At 61.8% G+C, this 20,317-nt stretch carries 12 protein-coding genes; 3 read left to right on the forward strand and 9 right to left on the reverse strand.

Annotation, left to right across the window (positions count from 1 at the left end; genetic code table 11):
• Positions 1-39 precede the first annotated feature (39 nt).
• The 4 genes from OC605_RS14795 to speB form a co-directional block, all read right to left on the reverse strand.
• Entirely contained in the window at positions 40-1,419 is a 1,380-nt protein-coding gene (locus OC605_RS14795) for a sodium:solute symporter (RefSeq protein ID WP_110601986.1), read from the reverse strand.
• A gap of 163 nt (positions 1,420-1,582) precedes the next feature.
• Positions 1,583-3,085, reverse strand: a complete 1,503-nt coding sequence (locus tag OC605_RS14800) for a purine-cytosine permease family protein (protein ID WP_262137895.1) — start codon at positions 3,083-3,085, stop codon at positions 1,583-1,585.
• A gap of 51 nt (positions 3,086-3,136) precedes the next feature.
• The gene (locus tag OC605_RS14805; protein ID WP_076566508.1) at positions 3,137-3,559 is read right to left on the reverse strand and encodes a YybH family protein; all 423 of its coding nucleotides are present in this window, start codon (positions 3,557-3,559) and stop codon (positions 3,137-3,139) included.
• Positions 3,560-3,569: 10 nt separating this feature from the next.
• The gene (speB, locus tag OC605_RS14810) at positions 3,570-4,520 is read right to left on the reverse strand and encodes an agmatinase (protein WP_003222717.1); all 951 of its coding nucleotides are present in this window, start codon (positions 4,518-4,520) and stop codon (positions 3,570-3,572) included.
• A gap of 293 nt (positions 4,521-4,813) precedes the next feature.
• On the opposite strand from speB, the gene OC605_RS14815 reads away from it, so the two are divergent.
• Together OC605_RS14815 and OC605_RS14820 are read left to right on the forward strand one after the other, a co-directional pair.
• Positions 4,814-5,707, forward strand: a complete 894-nt coding sequence (locus OC605_RS14815; RefSeq protein ID WP_007956593.1) for a LysR family transcriptional regulator — start codon at positions 4,814-4,816, stop codon at positions 5,705-5,707.
• Positions 5,708-5,713: 6 nt separating this feature from the next.
• On the forward strand, positions 5,714-6,310 hold the full coding sequence (locus OC605_RS14820; RefSeq protein WP_262137897.1) for a tRNA-uridine aminocarboxypropyltransferase: 597 nt from the start codon (positions 5,714-5,716) through the stop codon (positions 6,308-6,310).
• A 118-nt stretch (positions 6,311-6,428) separates the two neighbouring features.
• Here OC605_RS14820 and OC605_RS14825 read toward each other — a convergent pair whose 3' ends face one another.
• From OC605_RS14825 to OC605_RS14835, 3 genes are all read right to left on the reverse strand, one after another.
• Positions 6,429-7,790: an HlyD family type I secretion periplasmic adaptor subunit gene (locus tag OC605_RS14825; RefSeq protein ID WP_262137898.1), complete on the reverse strand. Its 1,362-nt coding sequence runs from the start codon at positions 7,788-7,790 to the stop codon at positions 6,429-6,431.
• Between the two features lie 10 nt (positions 7,791-7,800).
• The gene (locus OC605_RS14830) at positions 7,801-9,960 is read right to left on the reverse strand and encodes a type I secretion system permease/ATPase (RefSeq protein WP_262137899.1); all 2,160 of its coding nucleotides are present in this window, start codon (positions 9,958-9,960) and stop codon (positions 7,801-7,803) included.
• Positions 9,961-10,130: 170 nt separating this feature from the next.
• Complete coding sequence (locus tag OC605_RS14835) at positions 10,131-11,489, reverse strand: TolC family outer membrane protein (RefSeq protein WP_016771146.1); 1,359 nt, start codon at positions 11,487-11,489, stop codon at positions 10,131-10,133.
• A gap of 532 nt (positions 11,490-12,021) precedes the next feature.
• Between OC605_RS14835 and OC605_RS14840 the strand changes: the two genes are divergently transcribed.
• The gene (locus tag OC605_RS14840) at positions 12,022-19,143 is read left to right on the forward strand and encodes a retention module-containing protein (protein WP_262137903.1); all 7,122 of its coding nucleotides are present in this window, start codon (positions 12,022-12,024) and stop codon (positions 19,141-19,143) included.
• A gap of 180 nt (positions 19,144-19,323) precedes the next feature.
• Here OC605_RS14840 and OC605_RS14845 read toward each other — a convergent pair whose 3' ends face one another.
• Together OC605_RS14845 and OC605_RS14850 are read right to left on the reverse strand one after the other, a co-directional pair.
• On the reverse strand, positions 19,324-19,719 hold the full coding sequence (locus OC605_RS14845) for a YbaN family protein (RefSeq protein ID WP_262137904.1): 396 nt from the start codon (positions 19,717-19,719) through the stop codon (positions 19,324-19,326).
• A 10-nt stretch (positions 19,720-19,729) separates the two neighbouring features.
• A complete protein-coding gene (locus OC605_RS14850) occupies positions 19,730-20,317 on the reverse strand; it encodes a YecA family protein (protein WP_101158594.1) in 588 nt (195 codons plus the stop codon).

A 20,317-nucleotide genomic window follows, 5' to 3' on the forward strand; every position in this document is an offset into this window, starting at 1 on the left:
CACACCCGCTGAAGAAAACATCAAGTCGTTACAGCCGATTCACACCGCCGTTGCCACGGTCGCCGGGCGCGGCGAGAACAGGCTGACCAGTACAAAGCTCACCAGGCTGACACCCAGGCTGTAATAGATCGGCGAGTTCGCGTCCATGCCGTCCTTGACCATGAACACCAGCGCCGTGATAAAGCCCAGCGTCATTGCGCTGATCGCCCCGGCAGTGGTCGCACGCTTCCAGAAAATCGCGCCCATCAGCGGAATCAGCATGCCGCCGACCAAGAGGTTGTAAGCCAGAGTCAGCGCGCTGATCACGTCGTTAACGACCAGAGCAATACCCAGCACCGCGATCCCCGTCAGCAGGGTAAACAGACGGCTGACCGCGACGTTGGACTGTTTGCCGCCGCGCAGTTTCGGCAGCAGGTCTTCAGTCAGGGTGGTGGACGCGGCGAGCAGGCCGGCGCTGGCGGTGGACATCATCGCCGCCAGTGCGGCAGCGATCACCAGGCCACGGATGCCGTCAGGCAGCGAGACTTTGACGATGGCGGCAAAGGCGTTGTTGACGTTGTCCAGATCCGGAATCAGTACATGCGCAGCCATGCCGATCAAGGCGCAGACCAGGCCGTAAATGATGCAGTAGATCCCCGCGGAAGTGCCGGCGTACTTGGCGACTTTTTCGCTTTTGGCGGTGAAGACCCGCTGCCAGATGTCCTGGCCGATCAGGATGCCGAAGAAGTAGATCATGAAGTAGGTAATGATCGTGTCCCAGCCGATGCTGGTGAAGTTGAAGCTGGCCGCCGGCAGTTGCGCGACCAATTGATCCCAGCCGCCTACGCGGTACAGGCAGATCGGCAACAACACGAACATCAGGCCAACCGTCTGGATGCCGAACTGGACGATGTCCGTCAGGGTCAGCGACCACATGCCGCCGATCGTTGAATAAGTCACCACGATACCGCCGCCCAGCAGTACGGAAATCCAGAAGGGCAGACCGAACAACACTTGCAGCACGGTGCCGATCGCGAGAATCGAGGTCACGCCGATCATCAGCGCGTAAGCGAGCATGATCGTCGCACTGGCGGTGCGCGCCATCGGGTTGTAGCGCTTCTCCAGGACCTGGGTGACGGTGAATACCTTGAGTTTCAGCAAGGGTTTGGCGAGGAACAGGTTCAGCGCGACGATGCCGCAGCCCAGTGCCGCGCACAGCCAGAATCCGGAGATGCCATGCACGTAACCCAGACGCACGGTGCCGACGGTGGACGCGCCGCCGAGAACGGTCGCCGCCATGGTGCCCATGTACAGCGACGGCCCCAGATTACGCCCGGCAACCAGATAGTCTTCGTGGGTCTTGGCCTTGCGCATGCCGTAGTAGCCGAGAATCAGCATCGCAGCGGCATAAATGAGTACGACGAATAAATCCAAAGCCATGATGGCGTGTCTCCGATTGTCTTTTTTATGGTCAAGCAAATGGGGTCTGCAAGGCTTCCTGTGGGAGCGAGCCTGCTCGCGAAGGCGGTCTGTCAGTCACACCAATGTTGGATGTGCTGAAGTCTTCGCGAGCAGGCTCGCTCCCACAGGGTTTTGCGTTTATTCAGGCGGCCTGACGTAGTTCGGGTTTTATGGCGGCTTCACTGCGCACATCCGTTGGCCCAAACACCTCCCGAGGTTCGGGGAACAAGCGCAGCAGCGTCAGATACACCACCGACGCCAGGCCCAATGTCACCGGCAGACTGATGTCGATGCCACCGGCCAGTTCGCCCAGCGGGCCGACGAACTGCCCCGGCAGGTTGACGAAGCACAGGCCGACCAGCGCACTCGGAATCCACGCCCCCAGACCGCGCCAGTTCCAGCCATGGTTGAACCAGTAGCGTCCGCCCTGTTCGCCGCGAGTGAACACTTGCAGATCATTCGGGCAGTAGAAGCCGCGTCGCACCAGCAGGCCTATGATCATGATCACCATCCACGGGGTGGTGCAGGTGATGATCAGCACGGCGAACGTCGACACGCTCTGCACCAGGTTCGCCGCAAACCGGCCGATGAAGATGAAGGCGATCGACAGCACGCCGATCAGCAAGGTCGCCTTGACCCGGGACAGCACGCGCGGGAACACGCTGGACATGTCCAGCCCGGTGCCATACAGCGACGTGGTGCCGGTGGACATGCCGCCGATCACCGCAATCAGGCACACCGGCAGGAAGAACCAGCTCGGCGACACAGCCAGCAAGCCGCCGACATAGTTGTTCGCGGCGATGTAGTCCGGCGCCTTGATCGCGACGATGGTGGCGGTGGCGAGGCCGAACAGGAACGGGATCAACGTCGCCAGTTGCGCGGCGATCACCGCCAGCATGATCCGGCCCTTTGGCGTCTTACGCGGGATGTAGCGCGACCAGTCGCCGAGAAACGCACCGAAGGAAATCGGGTTGCTCATCGCCACCAGTGCCGCGCCGATGAATGCCGCCCAGAACCCGGCCTGACCCAGTGCCACGCTGCCGGCGTACTGGCTGTCAAATGCAGGGGCGAAGGCGAAGATGCCGAGCAGGAACAACAGGCTCGCGGCCCACACCGCGATGCGGTTGACCCACAGCATGATGCGGAAACCGTAGATGCACACGGTCAGCACCAGCAGCGCGAACAGACCGTAGGCCAGGCCCAGGGTCAGGTCGGTTTCCGGCAGATCAACGAGGCGTTTGGCACCGCCGACCAGCGCATCCCCCGAGCTCCACACTGACAGCGAAAAGAAGGCGATTGCCGTCAGCAACGACAGGAACGACCCGACAATCCGCCCGTGCACGCCGAAGTGCGCACCGGAAGACACGGCGTTGTTGGTGCCGTTGAGCGGGCCGAACAGGCCCATCGGTGCGAGGATCAGCGCACCGACCACCACACCCAGCACAATCGCCCAGACACCCGCCTGAAACGACAGGCCGAACAGCACCGGGAAACTGCCGAGCACAGCGGTGGCAAACGTATTGGCGCCGCCGAAGATCAAGCGAAACAAGTCGCTGGGTCGGGCGTCGCGCTCATGATCCGGGATCTGTTCGACCCCGTTTGTTTCGATGCTGCTAAGGCTTTTTTCGTTGTTGTTGTTATTCATGATCTGCTCCGATCATCAGGCGCGCTCATCGTGCGTGAGCGTCACCATTGGCTAAGGGGGTGGCAGCCCTTCCGGCATTGCGGACAAATGTTCGTGACAGGCCAGCCATAGGCCTTGTTGTTCTAGGCTCGACGCTTGTCTTCTGAAAACAATCGTCTCGCGCTCCTGGCTGAAGTGTTGCTCCCCTTGCATGCGCAGCTCGGTGGCCACGTCATGGATGAAAATCGCCACGTCACCCTGCAGGCTGACAAAGGCGTTGCTCGAGGTGCACGACAGCACCTCGAATCCATCCTCGGCACGCCAGCGGTCCCACAACGCCTGATAGGCATCGCGCGACAGCAATGGCTGGTCGAGGGTGTAGAAAACGAAGCTGGCATCTGTGCTGAATGCGCCGAAGTAAGCTTCGCGATCGTTACGCGCAAACGCGGCGACCAACTCGGCGGCCGCGTGCAGAACCTGATCACGTGCGTGCATGACCCGACCCTCAGCGATGAACCACGCCAGGCAGTACGCAGAGCATTTCGTACAGCAGGTTGGCGGCCAGCAGCGAGGTGTTGCCGGTGGTGTCGTAAGCGGGCGAGACTTCTACCAGATCGCAACCGATCAGGTCGAGGCCCTGGCAGCCACGGACGATTTCAATCGCCTGAATGGTGGTCAGGCCGCCGATTTCCGGGGTGCCGGTGCCGGGCGCCCAGGCCGGGTCGATGCCGTCGATATCGAAACTCAGATACACCGGACCGCCACCGACTTTCTCGCGTACTTCAGCCATCAACGGCGCCAGCGACTTGTGCCAGCACTCTTCGGCCTGCACCACACGGAAGCCCTGATCGCGGCTCCAGTTGAAGTCGTCAGCGGTGTAACCCTGGGCACGCAAACCGATCTGCACCACGCGGTCGCAATCGAGCAGACCTTCTTCGACGGCACGACGGAACGTGGTGCCGTGGGCGATCTTTTCGCCGAACATGTGATCGTTGACGTCAGCGTGGGCATCGATGTGCACCAGGCCAACCTTGCCGTGCTTTTTATGAATCGCGCGCAGGATCGGCAGGGTGATGGTGTGGTCGCCGCCCAGGGTCATCGGGATGACGTTGTGCTCGAGGATGTTGTCGTAGGCTTCTTCGATGATGCGCACGGCGTCGAGCAGGTTGAAGGTGTTGATCGCCACGTCACCGATGTCGGCCACCGACAGCGAGTCGAACGGCGCGGCACCGGTGGCCATGTTGTACGGGCGGATCATCACCGATTCGGTGCGGATATCGCGCGGCCCGAAGCGCGTGCCGGGGCGCAGCGAAGTGCCGATGTCCAGCGGCACGCCAACGAAGGCAGCGTCCAGACCGGCAGCGGTCGGTACATGGGGGAGTCGGAGCATGGTGGCGATGCCGCCGAAGCGCGGCATTTCGTTGCCGCCCAGTGGTTGGTGAAGAATCTTGTCCACGGGTAGGGCCTCATCGTCTTTGTTTTATTTATGCCGGCGCGCCGTTGAGCACAGGTTCGGACGCCGCTGTGGGGCCGATCATGCGAAATGTAGTGACGGGGAAAAATCGCTACGGGCAAAAACTTAGTTCAGATTTTTCTAAACTAATGCCAGACTTCCACACCTGATCGTTCCCATGCTCTGCGTGGGAATGCATCCACGGACGCTCCGCGTCCAGCCGTACTCGCAAGTGACGCAGAGCGTCACGGGCTGCATTCCCACGCAGAGCGTGGGAACGATCCTTGGGAGCAGAAATGGCCAACGCTTTACCCGACCTGAAACTCCTGCGCATCTTCGTCAGCGTCGTGCGCCATCAGGGTTTTGCCAATGCGCAGCAGGAACTCAACCTGTCGACCTCGGCGATCAGCACCTACATGAGCCAGCTCGAAGCCGCGCTTGGTCTGGTGCTGTGCCATCGTGGGCGCGGTGGCTTCAGCCTGACCAGCAAGGGCGAGCTGTTCCATCAGGAAACCCTGCGCCTGCTCGCCGAGCTTGAAGGCTTCGAGCAATACGCCGCCGCGCTCAAGGGCGAGCTGCGCGGCACGCTCAATCTCGGGGTGATCGACTCCACGGTCAGCGACAAGGCGCTGCCATTTGCCGAAGCCATCGGCGCCTACAGTCAGGAACACCCGGCGGTGCATTTGCACCTGTCAGTGATGAGCCCTTATGAATTGCAGCTCGGCGTGCAGGACAATCGCCTCGATCTGGCCATCGGTGCGTTTTCCACGCGCATGAGCGGTCTGGTCTACATGCCGCTGTACCGCGAGCAGCACTGGCTGTATTGCAGCAGTCGCCATCCACTGTTCAACGAACGGCGCATCCCCGAGCAGGTCATCACCCAGCAACGGATGGTCGGGCGCGGTTACTGGAGTCAGGCGGAACTGGCCCGGCACGGTTTCAAACACAGTGCCGCGACCGTGGAAAGTATGGAAGCGCAGCTGATTCTGGTGCTCTCCGGCGCCTACATTGGTTATCTGCCGGAGCACTACGCGCAGGCCTGGGCCGACAAGGGTGATCTGCGCGTTCTGCTGCCGGCGACCTTCGGTTATCAGGCACCGTTTTCGATGATCATGCGCAGGGGCCGCAGCCGCGAGCCGCTGATCCAGACCTTCCGCGATTTGCTCAAAGCGCAATTGAATCAGGCGTAACCCACCATGTCCCGAGCCCAATGCCCGCGCTGCCTGCGCCCCCAAACCCACTGCCTGTGCCCGTTGATTCCGCACCTCGACAGCCGCACGCGCGTGTTAGTGCTGCAGCATCCGAGCGAGGTCAGCCACGCGCTCAATACCGCGCGGCTGGCGGCGCTGGGGCTGAGCAATGCCGAGCTGATTGTTGGTGAGGTGTTCGAGGATTTGCCGAAACTGTTGAACCGGCCGGGCTATCAGGCGCGCTTGCTGTTCCCGGCTGAGGATGCGCAGCCGTTGCAGGCTTACGCGCCAAATGATCAGCCAATGTTGCTGGTCGTCCCGGACGGCACCTGGCGCAAGGCGCGAAAGATGCTGCACCTCAATCCGCTGCTGGCGGCGCTGCCACGGGTGACCCTGGCCGAGGGCGGGGTGTCGCGCTATCGCTTGCGCAAGGCGCCGGGGCCGGGGGCGCTATCGACGATCGAGGCGATCGTGCAGGCGCTGGAAACCCTCGAAGCGCCGACGACGTTTGCGCCGTTGCTCAAGCCGTTTGAAGCGCTGATCGAAGGGCAGATTGCGGCGATGGGGGAGGAGGTCTTCCAGCGTAACCATGGCGACAGATGATCATTGTCTGTGCGGGCCTCTTCGCGAGCAGGCTCGCTCCCACAGGGGAACGCATTCCAATTGTGGGAGCGAGCCTGCTCGCGAAAGCGCCAGATCAATCACCGCAATTCAAAGATCACTAGCGCTCGCGCATCGCCTCGGTCCGCGCTTTCAGCACGGGTTTGAGCAAGTAATCCAAGACGCTTTTCTCACCGGTAATAATGTCCACCGTCGCCACCATCCCCGGGATGATCAGCAGCGGTTTCACGTCGCCGCCCAGGTGGTTTTTGTCGGTGCGCACCTGAATCAGATAGAAGCTGTTGCCCTTGTCGTCGGTAATCGTATCGGCGCCGATCAGCTCCAGTTTGGCGCTCAGCCCGCCGTAAATCGTGTAGTCATAGGCGCTGAACTTGACCATGGCTTTCTGGCCCGGATGCAGGAACGCGACATCTTGCGGGCGGACTTTTGCTTCGATCAGCAGGTTGTCTTCCAGCGGCACGATTTCGACCATGTCGCTGCCCGGCTGGACCACGCCACCGATGGTGTTGACCTTCATCTGCTTGATCACGCCACGCACCGGCGACGTCACCGTGGTGCGGCTGACGCGATCGTCGATGGCGATGCTCGAGGCGGTGATTTTCGACAGGTCGGTGCGTTTCTCATTCAGCTCTTTGGCGGCCTCGGAACGGAAGGTCTGCTCGGATTCGTCGATCTTGCTGCGGATCTCGGCGATGGCCGATTCGGCGCGGGGAATCGCCAGCGTGGTAGCGTTCAGCGAACCGCGAATTTCCACGGCACTGCGTCTGAGGCGGAGAATTTCCACCGGTGACACAGCGCCGGTTTTGACCAGCGGTTCCGACATGTTCATCTCTTGCTGCAACAACGCGAGGCTGGAGCTGAACTGGCCTTGCTTGGAACGAAACTCCGCCAGTTCCTGGGTTTTCTGCCGCAGTTGTTCACTGAGGGTGCGCTGCTCGCTGGCCAGGCGGCGTTGGCGTTGCTCGTACAGTGAGCGTTCGTCCTCGGCGACTTGCGGCGCCTTGGCGATGACTTCAGCGGAGAGTTTGAAGGGGCGTCCCTCGGCCTCCGCTGACAGCCGTTCAACCTGCGCGGTCAGCGCGTAACGGTCGGCCTCGCTTTCGCCCTTGTTCGAGCGAAAGCGCGTGTCATCCAGACGCAACAGGGTGTCGCCCTTGCCGACCATCTGGCCTTCGCGAACGAAAATCTCGGTGACGATGCCGCCCTCAAGGTTCTGGATCACCTGAACCTTGCTTGATGGAATCGCCTTGCCTTCGCCCATGGTGACTTCTTCGAGCACGGCGAATTTGGCCCAGACCAGGGCGGCGATCAGCAGCGCTGCCGCCAGCCACACGGTGATCCGCGATTTGCGCGGCGAATCCTGCAACGCCGCGCCGGCGGTTTCCGGCATGAACTCGGCTTCGGCGCTTTTGCCGAAGCTGTCGAAGTAGCCGCGCTTGTTGCTATCGGAAGTAGCTGGCATGGCGTAACTCCTAGACCGCCGCCGAGCCGACACGGCCCTTGCGCAGTGCATCGATGACCGCTTCTTTCGGGCCGTCAGCGACGACCCGGCCGTTGTCCAGCACCAGCAACCGGTCCACCAGGCTCAGCATCGACGTGCGGTGGGTCACCAGCAGCAGGGTTTTGCCTTGCACCCAGCCATGCAGTTTCTGCCGCAGCGCATCTTCACTGCTGTAGTCCATGGCGCTGGTGGGTTCGTCGAGCAGCATGATCGGCGGATCGAGCAGTAACGCGCGCGCCAGCAACACCGCCTGGCGTTGGCCGCCGGATAGCAGTTGTCCGCGTTCGCCCACCGGTCGGTCGAAGCCTTGCGGGTGTTGTCGGGCCAGTTCGGTGACGCCAGTCAGTTCGGCGACTTCGAGCATGCGTGAATCGCTGATGTAACGCGCGCCCAGGGTCAGGTTGTCGCGCAGGCTGCCGGCCAGCAGCGGCAGGTCGTGGGCGACATATCCGATCTGCTGGCGCAGGTCAGCCACGTCCAGTTGGCGCAGGTCGAGGCCGTCGAGCAGTAACTGGCCTTGTTCCGCTTCGTAGAAACCCATCACCAATCGCGCCAACGTACTTTTGCCGGAACCGCTGCGGCCGATGATGCCGACCCGCTCACCGGCTTTCAGGCTGAAGCTGACCTCGCTCAGCGCCGGCGCATTCTGGCCGTTGTAGTGAAACGTCACGCCGCTGACGTCCAGTGCGCCTTGCAGCTGCGTGCGTTCCAGTGGCCGTTGTTTGCCGTCGCGTTCCTGCGGCAGTGCCATCAGCGCATCTGTGCTTTTCATCGTTAGTTGCGCTTGCTGGTAACGGGTGATCAGCCCGGCGATCTGGCCGAGCGGGGCGAGTACGCGGCTGCCGAGCATGTAAGTGGCGACCAGCGCGCCGACGCTGAGGTTGCCGGCAATGATGCTGTAGACCCCGGCCACAATCGTCGCCATCCCGGAAAACTGCTGGATGAACAGCGTGCCATTGGTGGCCAGGGCCGACAGGTTGCGTGCGTGGCTGTCGAGGCGGGTGAGGGCGCCGTGGGTGCTTTCCCATTTGTGCTGGCGCTCGCTTTCGGCGCCGCAGGCCTTGAGGGTTTCCAGACCGCCGAGGGTTTCGATCAGCACTGCCTGACGCTCAGCGCCGAGGCTCAGGCTTTTCTGCACGGTGTCACGCAGGCGCACCTGAATCGCCATGGCGAAGATGATGGTGATCGGAAACGCCAGCAGCGGAATCACCACCAGCCAGCCGCCGAGCAGGCCGATTACCACCAGCATCAACACCACGAAGGGCAAGTCGATCAGGCTGGTCAGGGTCACGGCAGTGAGAAATTCACGCAGGCCCTGGAAATCGTGAATGCTCTGGGCAAAGCCGCCGATGGTCGCCGGCCGCGCTTTCATCGACATGCCGGTGATGCGCTCGAACAACGTTGCCGAGAGGATCACATCGGTTTTCTTGCCGGCGGTGTCGAGCAGGTGCGCACGCACTACGCGCAGCACCAGTTCAAAACCGGTGCCGATCAACAGGCCGATCGACAGCACCCACAGCGTCGAGGTCGCCTGATTGGGCACCACGCGGTCGTAGGTCTGCATGACGAACAACGGCACCATCAGGCCCAGCAGGTTGATCAGAAAACTGGCGAGAATCGCATCGCTGTACAGCCATTTCGACAGTTTAAGGGTGTCGCGAAACCACGCATTTACCCGTGGCACCAGCGGCGCACGCAGGTCTTCGAGTTCGTGGCGCGGACGGGCGAACAAGGCCTGGCCGCTGTAGTGTGCGCTGAGCTCTTCGCGACTGACCCATTGTTCGCCGCCGTCGGCTTCACTGGGCAGCAGCAGGGCTTTGCCATCCTCGCCGAAGCGCCGCAGCACGGCAGTGCGGCCGTCGTTGAGCAGCAGCAGGATCGGCAGGTTCAGCGGCGAAATGTCTTTCAGGTCACGGCGCAACAACCGCGCCTGCAATCCGGCCCTCGCGGCTGCACGGGGCAACAGATCGAGGCTCAGGCGTTGTTTGTTCAGGGGCAGCCCGGCGCTCAGGCTGGCACGACTGACCGTGGCGCCATGCAGTTTGCAGAGGATCAGCAGGCCGTCCAGTAACGGATCGTCGAAGCTCAGGCGCGGATCGACCCCGGTGGCGCCGGGTTCCATGCTGGTCATAGTGATTGCCTCTGTTGAACGGGCTCGGTTATCGGATCGTTCCCACGCTCTGCGTGGGAATGCCTCTAGGGACGCTCTGCGTCCAGTGACGCGGAGCGTCACGGGCTGCATTCCCACGCCAGAGCGTGGGAACGATCAGAGATCGCAGCCTTCGGCAGGTCCTGCAGGATCTATTTCAACTCGGGCAGGCGCGCCTGGTTTTTCACTTCGGTCGTGGCAATCGCATCAGCCGGCAGCACCACGCGTTGCTTGCTCAGCAACTGGCCCATGTTCGCCAGCACGCGGTACATCGAGTATTCCTCGGTGTAGCGGATTTCGGTGTAGCGGCGGTTGGCGTTGTACAGCTCGTTTTCGCTGTCGAGCAGGTCGAGCAGGGTGCGTTGGCCGAGGCCGAACTGGTCCTGATAAGCGGCGCGCACGCGTTTGGTGGTTTCGGCGTATTCGCGGGCGGTCGGTGTCTGCTTCTTGGCGTTCTCCATGGCGTTCCAGGCCAGACGAATGTTCTCGTTGAGCTGACGCAGGGCGTTGTTGCGGATGTCCATCGCCTGGTTGATGTCGTGGGCATTCGCGGCCAGACGTGCCTTGTCGCTGCCGCCACGGAACAGGTTGTAGTTCATCACCACACCGACACGCCATTCGTTGTCGTGGCCTTCGTCGCCCTGCACGTTGTTGTTTGCGCCGACTGCTGCTTCGGCATCGAAGCGCGGGTAGAACGGCGACTTGGCCACTTCATACTGGCTCTCGGCGGACTGCACGTCAGCCTGGGCCGATTTCAGGTAAGGGTTGTTGTCCACCATGCTCTGCTGCGCTTCACGCAGGTCCGGCGGCATCTCACCGCGAGTCGAGGCCGGGGTTTCCAGCTCATCGGGCATGCGTCCGACCACGCTGTAGAAATTCGATTCGGCGTCGGCCAGATCGACTTCGGCGGTGTCGAGGTTGTTCTGCGCCAGTGCACGACGGGCAACCGATTGATCGGAGTCGGCGGTGCTGCCGATGCCGCGCTCGGTGCGCAGGCCGATCTGATCGTTGACGCGCAAGTGCGCCTGCAGGTTGTTCTTCGCCAGTGTCACCAGTTCCCGCCGCTTGAGCACTTCGAGGTAGACCTCGATGGTGCGCAGGGCCAGATCCTGCGCGGTGCCTTGCGCGTAGTAGGCGCGCGAGTTGGACACGCCCTTGGTGCGCTCGACCTCGTTGGCGGTGTTGAAGCCGTCGAAGATCATCTGCCGCAAGCGCAGTTCCGACTGGGTGTAGTTGAGAATTTCGGTGTTGTGATTACCGAAGGCGCGGGTGTTGGTGTTGTCGCTGTAGCCACGCCCGTAGGCAGCGTTCAGATCGACTGACGGATAAAACCCGCCCTTGGCCACTTTCACCTGCTCATCCGCAGACAGGCGGGCGTCCACGCGCGAAGCCAGCTCCGGATGGGTGGCGATGGTGCTTTGAATCGCCTCGGTGAGGTTCATCGCCTGGGCTTGGGAAGTGCAAGCCATGGCCAGCAAAACCGCGCTGCAGAGGGGGGTTAGAACGCGCATGGGTGCATCTCCCTGGATCTCAATGTTGTGTTACCGTCGCCAAATATTTGACGTAAATTTAGGGTGTAAGCGTTTCACTCTTGTAACAACAGAGCTAAGAACATCCTAGAGCGTAGCTAAGAAAAAATTTTCATAAGGTTTATTCCAAAAAAAACTTATGCGGTTTTTCAAAAGCAGCACATTGTTCAGCTCGAAAGCCTTTGTTTTATGCGCTTTAGGGAGCTCGAAAAGGCTTGAGGAAAGTTCCATTCACTTTGCGAGACACTGCGAAGTACTGCTGAAGGGGAGGGACGCGTAACGGCGAATGAGCGACAGATTTTTGTCACTCGGGTGATTCACCGCCGTTACGTAGCGCTAGTGGGTCGATGGATTGAACAGGGTTGGCAAGTGCTTGATAGCGCTGACAATTCGTTTCAAACCGGGCCTGCGAAACGAACTGTCGAGGGTGCGAGCGTCGCCCCCGGCAACCCGATTGAGCCATGGGCTGCTTCGCGAACCTGTGCCGACGGTGGTCGGCAGCGGAGGATTTCACATGGCAGCGCTCATCGGTACGGTCACAAAAGTCATTGGTCAGGTGTTCGCTCAGGCGAGCGACGGCATCAAGCGTCCGCTGTTCGAAGGCGATCGTTTGTACGCTGGCGATCAACTGATCACCGGCGCGGAAGGCGCGGTGGCAGTGAAACTGCAAAACGGCGAGGAATTGACCCTCGGCCGGGGCAGCAGCATCACCATGACCGGGCAATTGCTGGCCGACCAGGCTGTCCCGGTGAACGTCGACGAAGCGCAGACCCCAAGCCAGGCGCAACTGACCGATGTCGAGCAGATCCAGCAAGCCATCGCCGCCGGGGAAGACCCGAGCAAAACCGCCGAAGCCACCGCGGCCGGCCCCAACGCGCCCACCGGCAATACCGGTGAACTGGGCGGCGGGCACAGCTTCGTTCTGCTCACCGAAGTCGGCGGCCGAGTCGATCCGATCATTGGTTTCCCTACCGCCGGCTTCAACGGTATTCCCGAATTTCCCGAGTATCGTCGCGACGCGGACATCGACAATGGCGACGACACGCCAGCGTCGGTCGTGGTGCCACCGCCACCGGTGAACAACCCGGTCATCCTCAACGGCCTCAATGGGGCGGATGGCGAACTCAACCTCAATGAAGCCAATCTGCCTGACGGTACAGCGGCCAATCCAGGCGCGCTGACGCAAAGTGGCAGCTTCACGGTCTCGGCAGCGGATGGTTTGAACAGCCTGAGCATCGGCGGCATCAACGTGATTGTTGGCGGCGTGCCGATCGGCTTTCCCCAGTCGATCACCACGCAACTGGGCAACACCCTGACCATCACCGGTTACAACGCGGCGACCGGCACGGTCAGCTACAGCTACACCCTCAACGGCAACGAAACCCACGCGGCCGGCGACAGCGTGAATAATCTCAGCGAACAGTTCACCGTGATCGCCACCGACAGCAATGGCGACAGCGCCACTGGTACCCTCGACGTGAACATCACCGACGACGTGCCCAAAGCGTTTGACGACGCCAACGGCATTGCCTCGGAAACCTTGCTGACCCTGACCGGCAATGTCCTCACCAACGACATCCAAGGCGCCGACCGCGTACCCACCGGACCGGTCACGCCCGGTACATTCACCGGTACTTACGGCACCTTGGTTCTGAACGCCGACGGCACCTACACCTACACGCTCAATACCAGCGATGCCGATTTCAAAGCCTTGACCGGCGGTGGCAACGGCACAGAGACCTTCGCCTACACCATCACTGATGCCGACGGCGATAGCAGCAGCGCCAACCTCGTTCTGCAGATTCACAACAACGATGATCCAGTCACCATCGATGGCCTGAACGTCGCTGGCGGCGAGCTGACGATCTACGAGAAAAATCTCAGCGACGGCAGCGCCCCGGACGCCACTGCGCTGACACAAAACGGCACGTTCACCATCACTGCACTGGACGGCGTCACCACGCTGACCGTCGGCGGCATCGCCGTGGTGACCAACGGCGTCGCCGCAGGCTTCCCGCAATCGATCACCACGCCGCTGGGCAGCACGCTGACGATTACTGGTTTTAACGCTGCAACCGGTGTGGTCAGTTACAGCTACACCCTGGCCGACAACGAAGCACATCCGAACGCCGACGGCGCGAACAATCTGCCTGAGCAGTTTGCCGTGACCGTGGTCGACGATAACGGCACAACCGCCACCGGCACGCTGGATGTAAACATCGTCGACGACCTGCCGAAAGCGAACGACGACAGCAACGGTACCGCATCAGAAAGCCAACTGACCCTGACCGGCAACGTCCTGACCAACGACGTGCAAGGCGCCGACCGCGTACCCGCCGGTCCAGTCACGGCCGGTACATTCACTGGTACTTACGGCACCTTGAGTCTGAACGCCGACGGCACTTACACCTACACCCTGAATACCAGCGATGCCGATTTCAAAGCCTTGACCGGCGGCGGTAACGGCACTGAAACCTTCGCCTACACCATCACCGATGCCGACGGCGATACCAGCACTGCCAATCTCGTATTGAACATCCACAACAACGACGATCCGGTGCTGCTCAATGGCCTCGACGTCAACGGCGGCGAACTTACCGTCTACGAAAAAAACCTCAGCGACGGCACCAGCCCCAACACCCCGGCGCTGACCCAGAACGGCACTTTCACCGTCAGCGCTCTCGATGGTCTGCAGACCCTCACAGTCGGCGGCATCGCGGTGATCACCAATGGCGTGGCCGCAGGCTTCCCGCAATCAATCGTCACCCCGCTGGGCAGCACCTTGACCATCAGCGGTTATGACCCGACGACCGGCGTGGTCAGCTACAGCTACACCCTGGTCGACAACGAAGCCCACTCGACTGCCAGCGGCGCCAACAGCCTCACCGAGAACTTCGACGTGGTGGCGACTGACACCGATGGCAGCACCGCCAGCGGCCAGATCAACGTCAACATCGTTGATGATTTGCCGACCGCGCATGCGGACGCGGCTTCGGTGGCCGAGGGTGGCACCGTCAGCGGCAACGTACTCAACAACGATGTCGGTGGCGCTGACGGCCCGGCGGTCACCGGTGCAGTGGTTGGCGTGCGCGCCGATGCTGACACCTCGACTTCGGCCATCGGCGGGCTCAATTCGCAGATCAACGGCACCTACGGCTACCTCACGCTTGATGCCAACGGTAACGCCGTTTATCACAGCAATCCGAACACGGTGAACGGCCCGGGCGCGGTGGATGTGTTCACCTACACCGTGCGCGATGCCGACGGTGACGAAAGCACCACGACCATCACCATCGACGTCTATAACAGCTGCCTGAAAGCGGTCAGCGACACTGACGTCACCGTCTACGAAAAAGCCCTCGACCTGAACCAGGATGGCCAGGATCTGGCGGCGGGCAGTGTGGTCGGCAGCGATCCGAACAGCACCGGCGAAACCGCATCCGGCACGCTGGTCGGCTCGGTCACCGGCGCGGTCGGCGCGATCAGCTATGCGCTGGTCGGCAGCGCCACCGGCAATTACGGGCAGATCGTCCTCAACGCCAATGGCACTTACACCTACACCCTGACTTCGCCAGCGACCACTACGCCGCACGCTGACGATGGCGCCAACAGCCTGAGCGAAACATTCACCTATCAGGTCACCGATTCGCTGGGCAATGTCGTCACCAGCACGATCGTTGTGAGCATCGTCGATGACGTGCCGAAGGCGCTGAATGACAGCAATGCCGACAGCGCAACAGAAGCCCAGGTGACCCTGACCGGCAACGTCCTCGACAACGACGTGCAGGGCGCCGACCGCGTCGCCAGCGGCCCGGTAACCGCCGGTACTTTCACTGGCACTTACGGCACGCTGGTGCTCAACGCCAACGGCACTTACACCTACACGCTGGACGCCAACGACGCCGATTTCAAAAACCTCCAGGGCGGCGGCAACGGCACGGAAACCTTCGCCTACACCATCACCGATGCCGACGGCGACACCAGCACCGCCAATCTGGTGCTGAACATCCATAACAACGACGATCCGGTGTGCCTCGACGGCCTCGACGTGAAGGGCGGCGAAATCACCGTCTACGAGAAAAACCTCGGCGACGGCAGCAGCCCCAATACGTCGGCGCTGACCCAGAGCGGCAGCTTCACCGTCACTGCGCTTGATGGCCTGCAAACCCTCACGGTCGGCGGCATTGCGGTGATCAGCAATGGCGTCGCCGCCGGTTTGCCGCAATCGGTGGTCTCGCCATTGGGCAGTACGTTCACCATCACCGGTTACGACCCGGCCACCGGAGTGGTCAGCTACAGCTACACCCTGGTCGACAATGAAGCTCATCCGAACGCCAACGGTGCCAACAGCCTCAGCGAGAGCTTCGACGTGGTCGCCACTGATACCGATGGCAGTACCGCCAGCGGCCAGATCAACGTCAACATCGTCGATGATTTGCCGACTGCGCATGCGGACGCGGCTTCGGTGGCGGAGGGCGGCAGCGTCAGCGGCAACGTACTCAACAACGATATCGGCGGCGCGGATGGCCCCGCGGTTAGCGGCGCAGTGGTCGGCGTGCGCGCCGGTGCCGACACTTCGACATCGGCCATTGGGGGGTTGAATTCGCAGATCAACGGCAGCTACGGTTACCTCACCCTCGACGCCAACGGCAATGCCGTTTATCACAGCAATCCCAACGAGGTGAACGGCCCGGGCGCGGTGGATGTTTTCACCTACACCGTGCGCGATTCCGACGGTGACGAAAGCACCACCACCATCACCATCGATGTGCACAACAGCTGCCTGATCGCCGTCAGCGACACTGACGTCACCGTCTACGAAAATGCTCTGGATCTCACCAAAGATGGCCAGGATCTCGCCCCCGGCACAGTCACCGGCAGCGAACCGGGCAACACCGGCGAAACCGCCAGCGGCACGCTGGTCGGTTCGGTCAGTGGCGGCAGCGGCGCGATCACGTACACCCTGCTCGGCAACGCCACCGGCAGCTACGGGCAACTGCAGCTCAACGCCGACGGCACCTACACCTACACGCTGACCTCGGCACCGAAAACCGCGCCGAGCGCCAACGACGGGCCGAACACGCTCAGCGAAACGTTCACCTACAAAGCCACCGATGCGCTGGGCAACAGCACCACCAGCACCCTCGTGGTCAACATCGTCGACGACATACCGAAAGCCGTTGCCTCGGATCGCTCGGTTACCGCAGTGGAGATCGATTCCAACATCCTCATCGTCCTCGACATCTCCGGCAGCATGGCCGACCCCTCTGGCGTGCCGGGCCTGTCGCGGCTGGCGCTGGCCAAGCAGGCCATTGGCGCCTTGCTCGACAAGTACGATGATCTGGGCGATGTGAAAGTGCAGTTGGTGACGTTCAGCAGCAGTGCCGCCGACCGCACCACGGTGTGGGTCGATGTCGCTACTGCCAAGACATTGCTCGCCGGCCTCAACGCCGGCGGCGGCACCAACTACGACGCCGCCGTGGCGGTGATGCAGACCGCGTTCAACACCTCCGGCAAACTCACCGGGGCACAGAACGTCGGCTACTTCTTCTCCGACGGCAAGCCCAACGAGGGCGACATCGGCGCGGCTGACGAAGCCGCGCTGAAAAACTTCCTCGACGCCAACAACATCAAGAACTATGCAATCGGTCTGGGCAGTGGCGTGAGCAACGCCAACCTTGATCCGCTGGCGTACGACGGCATCAACCACACCAACACCAATGCGGTGGTGGTCACCGATCTCAACCAGCTCAACTCGGTGCTCTCCGGCACTGTGCAGGGCGCGCCGGTCACCGGTTCGCTGCTGGGCGACGGTGGTTCGTTCGGCGCCGATGGCGGTTTCATCAAGTCGATCGTGGTCGACGGCACCACCTACACCTACGATCCGAAAGCCCTCAGTGGCCAGGGTTCGTTGACCGCGAGCGGTGGCGCCAACCACGGCACTTTCAATACCGCCAACAACACCGTCAGTATCGCCACCAACAACAGCGGCACGCTGGTGGTCAACCTCGACACTGGCGAATACAGCTACACCTCGCAGAAAACCACCGCAGTGGTGATCACCGAAAACATCGGTTTCACCGTCAGCGACAACGACGGCGATCTGGCCAGCTCCACCCTGACGGTAAAAGTGATTCCCAACGCGCCACCGGTGGCGATGGACGATCACGTCATCACCAACGTGCTCTCGGGCAACATCGTGGTGCCGGGCGAGCTGTTGCTGGCCAATGACAGCGATCCGAACGGCGATGCGCTCAACGCCACACCCACCAGTTTCAATACTGGTTGGGTTTCGAAAGCGGCGGACTTCACCGGCACCGGCCTGATCGGTTTCACTGGGCAGAACAATAATGCGGCCAACCAGAACCTGGCCAACGTGCGCAGCGCCTTCAGCGCCAATGCCGCGACCATGACCGCCGTGCTGGTGGTCAGCGGTTATCTGGGCATGGTGAGCAACAGCAATGCCAACGATGAAGACCGCATTACCGTCAATCTGCGTCAGGGCGAAACCCTCAATCTGGATCACCATCTGGGTGCCGGTAAGATCAGCATGGAGTATTCGCTCAACGGCGGTGCCTGGATGGCGCTGGCGGACGGCCAGACCCTCAGCGCCTCGGCGGACGGCGTCTACCAGATTCACATCACCAACATTGGTAATGGTGGCGGCAACCCGAACGCGGCGGAAAACTACCAACTGACCATGACCCTCAACTATGCGGGAGCCCACGACATCACGCCGGACTACCACGGCACCTACACCGCCAACGATAACCACGGCGGCAGCGACACGGCCAACGTCAGCATCAGCTATCAGGACGGCCTCACCCTGACCGGCACTGCTGGCGACGATGTGTTGGTAGCGGGCAGCGACAACAACGTGATCAACGCCGGCGACGGCAATGACGTGCTCAGCGCCGGCTCCGGCAATAACGAAATGCACGGCGACGGCGGCAACGACTTGCTCTACAGCGGTGCCGGCAATGACCTGCTCGACGGCGGCACTGGCAGCGACACCGCCAGCTACGCCCACGCCACGGCCGCTGTCACCGTCGACCTCGGCCTGCTCGGTGCGCAGAACACCCTCGGCGCCGGCACCGACACGCTGACCGGCATCGAAAACCTACTCGGCTCGAACTTCAATGACAGCCTCACCGGCGACGGCAACAACAACGTGATCAACGGCGGCCTCGGCAACGACTTTCTCAACGGTGGCGCTGGCGATGATCTGCTGATCGGTGGCATGGGCAACAATACGCTGACGGGCGGGGCAGGGGCCGACACCTTCCAGTGGCTCAAGGGCAACAGCGGCCACGACCTGATCACCGACTTCACCCCCGGCACCGACAAGCTCGACCTGTCACAACTGCTGCAAGGCGAAAACGCCAGCACCGCGTCGCTCGATGACTACCTGCACTTCACCGTCAGCGGCAGCGGCGCCTCGGTGATGACCAGCATCGACGTCAGCGCCATGGCCGGCGCCACGCCGAACCAGACCATCGACCTTGCCGGCGTCAACCTTGCCAGCCACTACGGTGTGACACCGGGGGCGGGCGGCATGGTGGCTGGAGGGCATGACACGGCGACGATCATCAGCGGCATGCTCAATGATCATTCGTTGAAGGTGGATACGGTGTAAGCGCCGTCTGAAACAAAAAAACCGCCGTCCAGCTCATAGGGACGGCGGTTTTTTTCTGCCTGATGGTACTGCGTTACTCACACGTCAGTCTTCGCGAGCAGGCTCGCTCCCACAGTGGAAGGAGTTGCAATGTGGGAGATCATCGACAGGTGAATACCTGCTCACTGCTAACGGCATGTGTCAGGATTTGCGCAACGTCTTCTGCCGCACAATATAAACCGTCACCAGCACCGCACTGGTCAGCATGAACCCCCGCGCCCAAACCAGCGGCACCAGATAACACGAGAACAGAATGCTCACCCACATCAGCCCGATCGCATAGACCTTGCCCTTGAGCGGAATACCGTTGCCTTCGAGGTAGTCGCGAATCCATGGCCCGAGCCGTGGGTGCTCGACCAGCCATTGATAGAAACGCGGAGAGCTGCGCGCGAAGCAGGCCGCGGCGAGCAGGAGGAAGGGGGTGGTGGGCAGGACCGGCAGGAAGATGCCGATCACCCCCAATGCGACGCTGAGCCAGCCGATGGCCAGCAGCACGTAGCGCAACATCAGGGGGCGGTTGCCTATGGGGTTGTCCATAGGCCGGATCTTAGTGGTGGCGTGGCTTGAGGATCGCCGGTTTTTCGTCGGGTGCCTGGCACAGCAGGTACAGCGCGGTCAGGGCTTCCGGGATCTGCACGATCATGTCGTCCATCAGGTTGGCGTCCTTGGCGATGTCTTCGAACTCAGGCTGCTCGTCGAACAGGCCGGAACCGACCATGATCGGCAGGAGCATTTCGCTGACTTCTTCTTCGGCGGTTTCGAACCAGGCCGCTTCGCGCAGGAACACGCCTTCCATGAAACCGATGCACCAGCCACGCAGTTCGGAGTCGTCCGGCTCTTCGCCCAGATCCAGTTCGCACGGCAATTCGAATTCTTCATCCGAGGCCAGTTGGCGAGCGATGTGCGCTTTGAGGCCGATCAGCGTGGCTTCGATTTCGGCGCGCTGGGCTTCGTCGGCGTAATGCGGCTCTTCGGCGAACAGCGCGTCGATCCACTCGCGCTCCGGAACGTCTTCGGAGCAGATCGACAGCGCGGTCAGGTAACCGTGGGCGGCGACGTAATCCAGCGCCTCGTCGTGCAGCTCGTCGGCGTCGAGGAAGACTTGCAGGCGGGTCAGTTGCTCAGCGAAGGACAT

Source organism: Pseudomonas sp. Marseille-Q5117, assembly GCF_946901175.1.
GTDB classification, from domain to species: domain Bacteria; phylum Pseudomonadota; class Gammaproteobacteria; order Pseudomonadales; family Pseudomonadaceae; genus Aquipseudomonas; species Aquipseudomonas iranensis.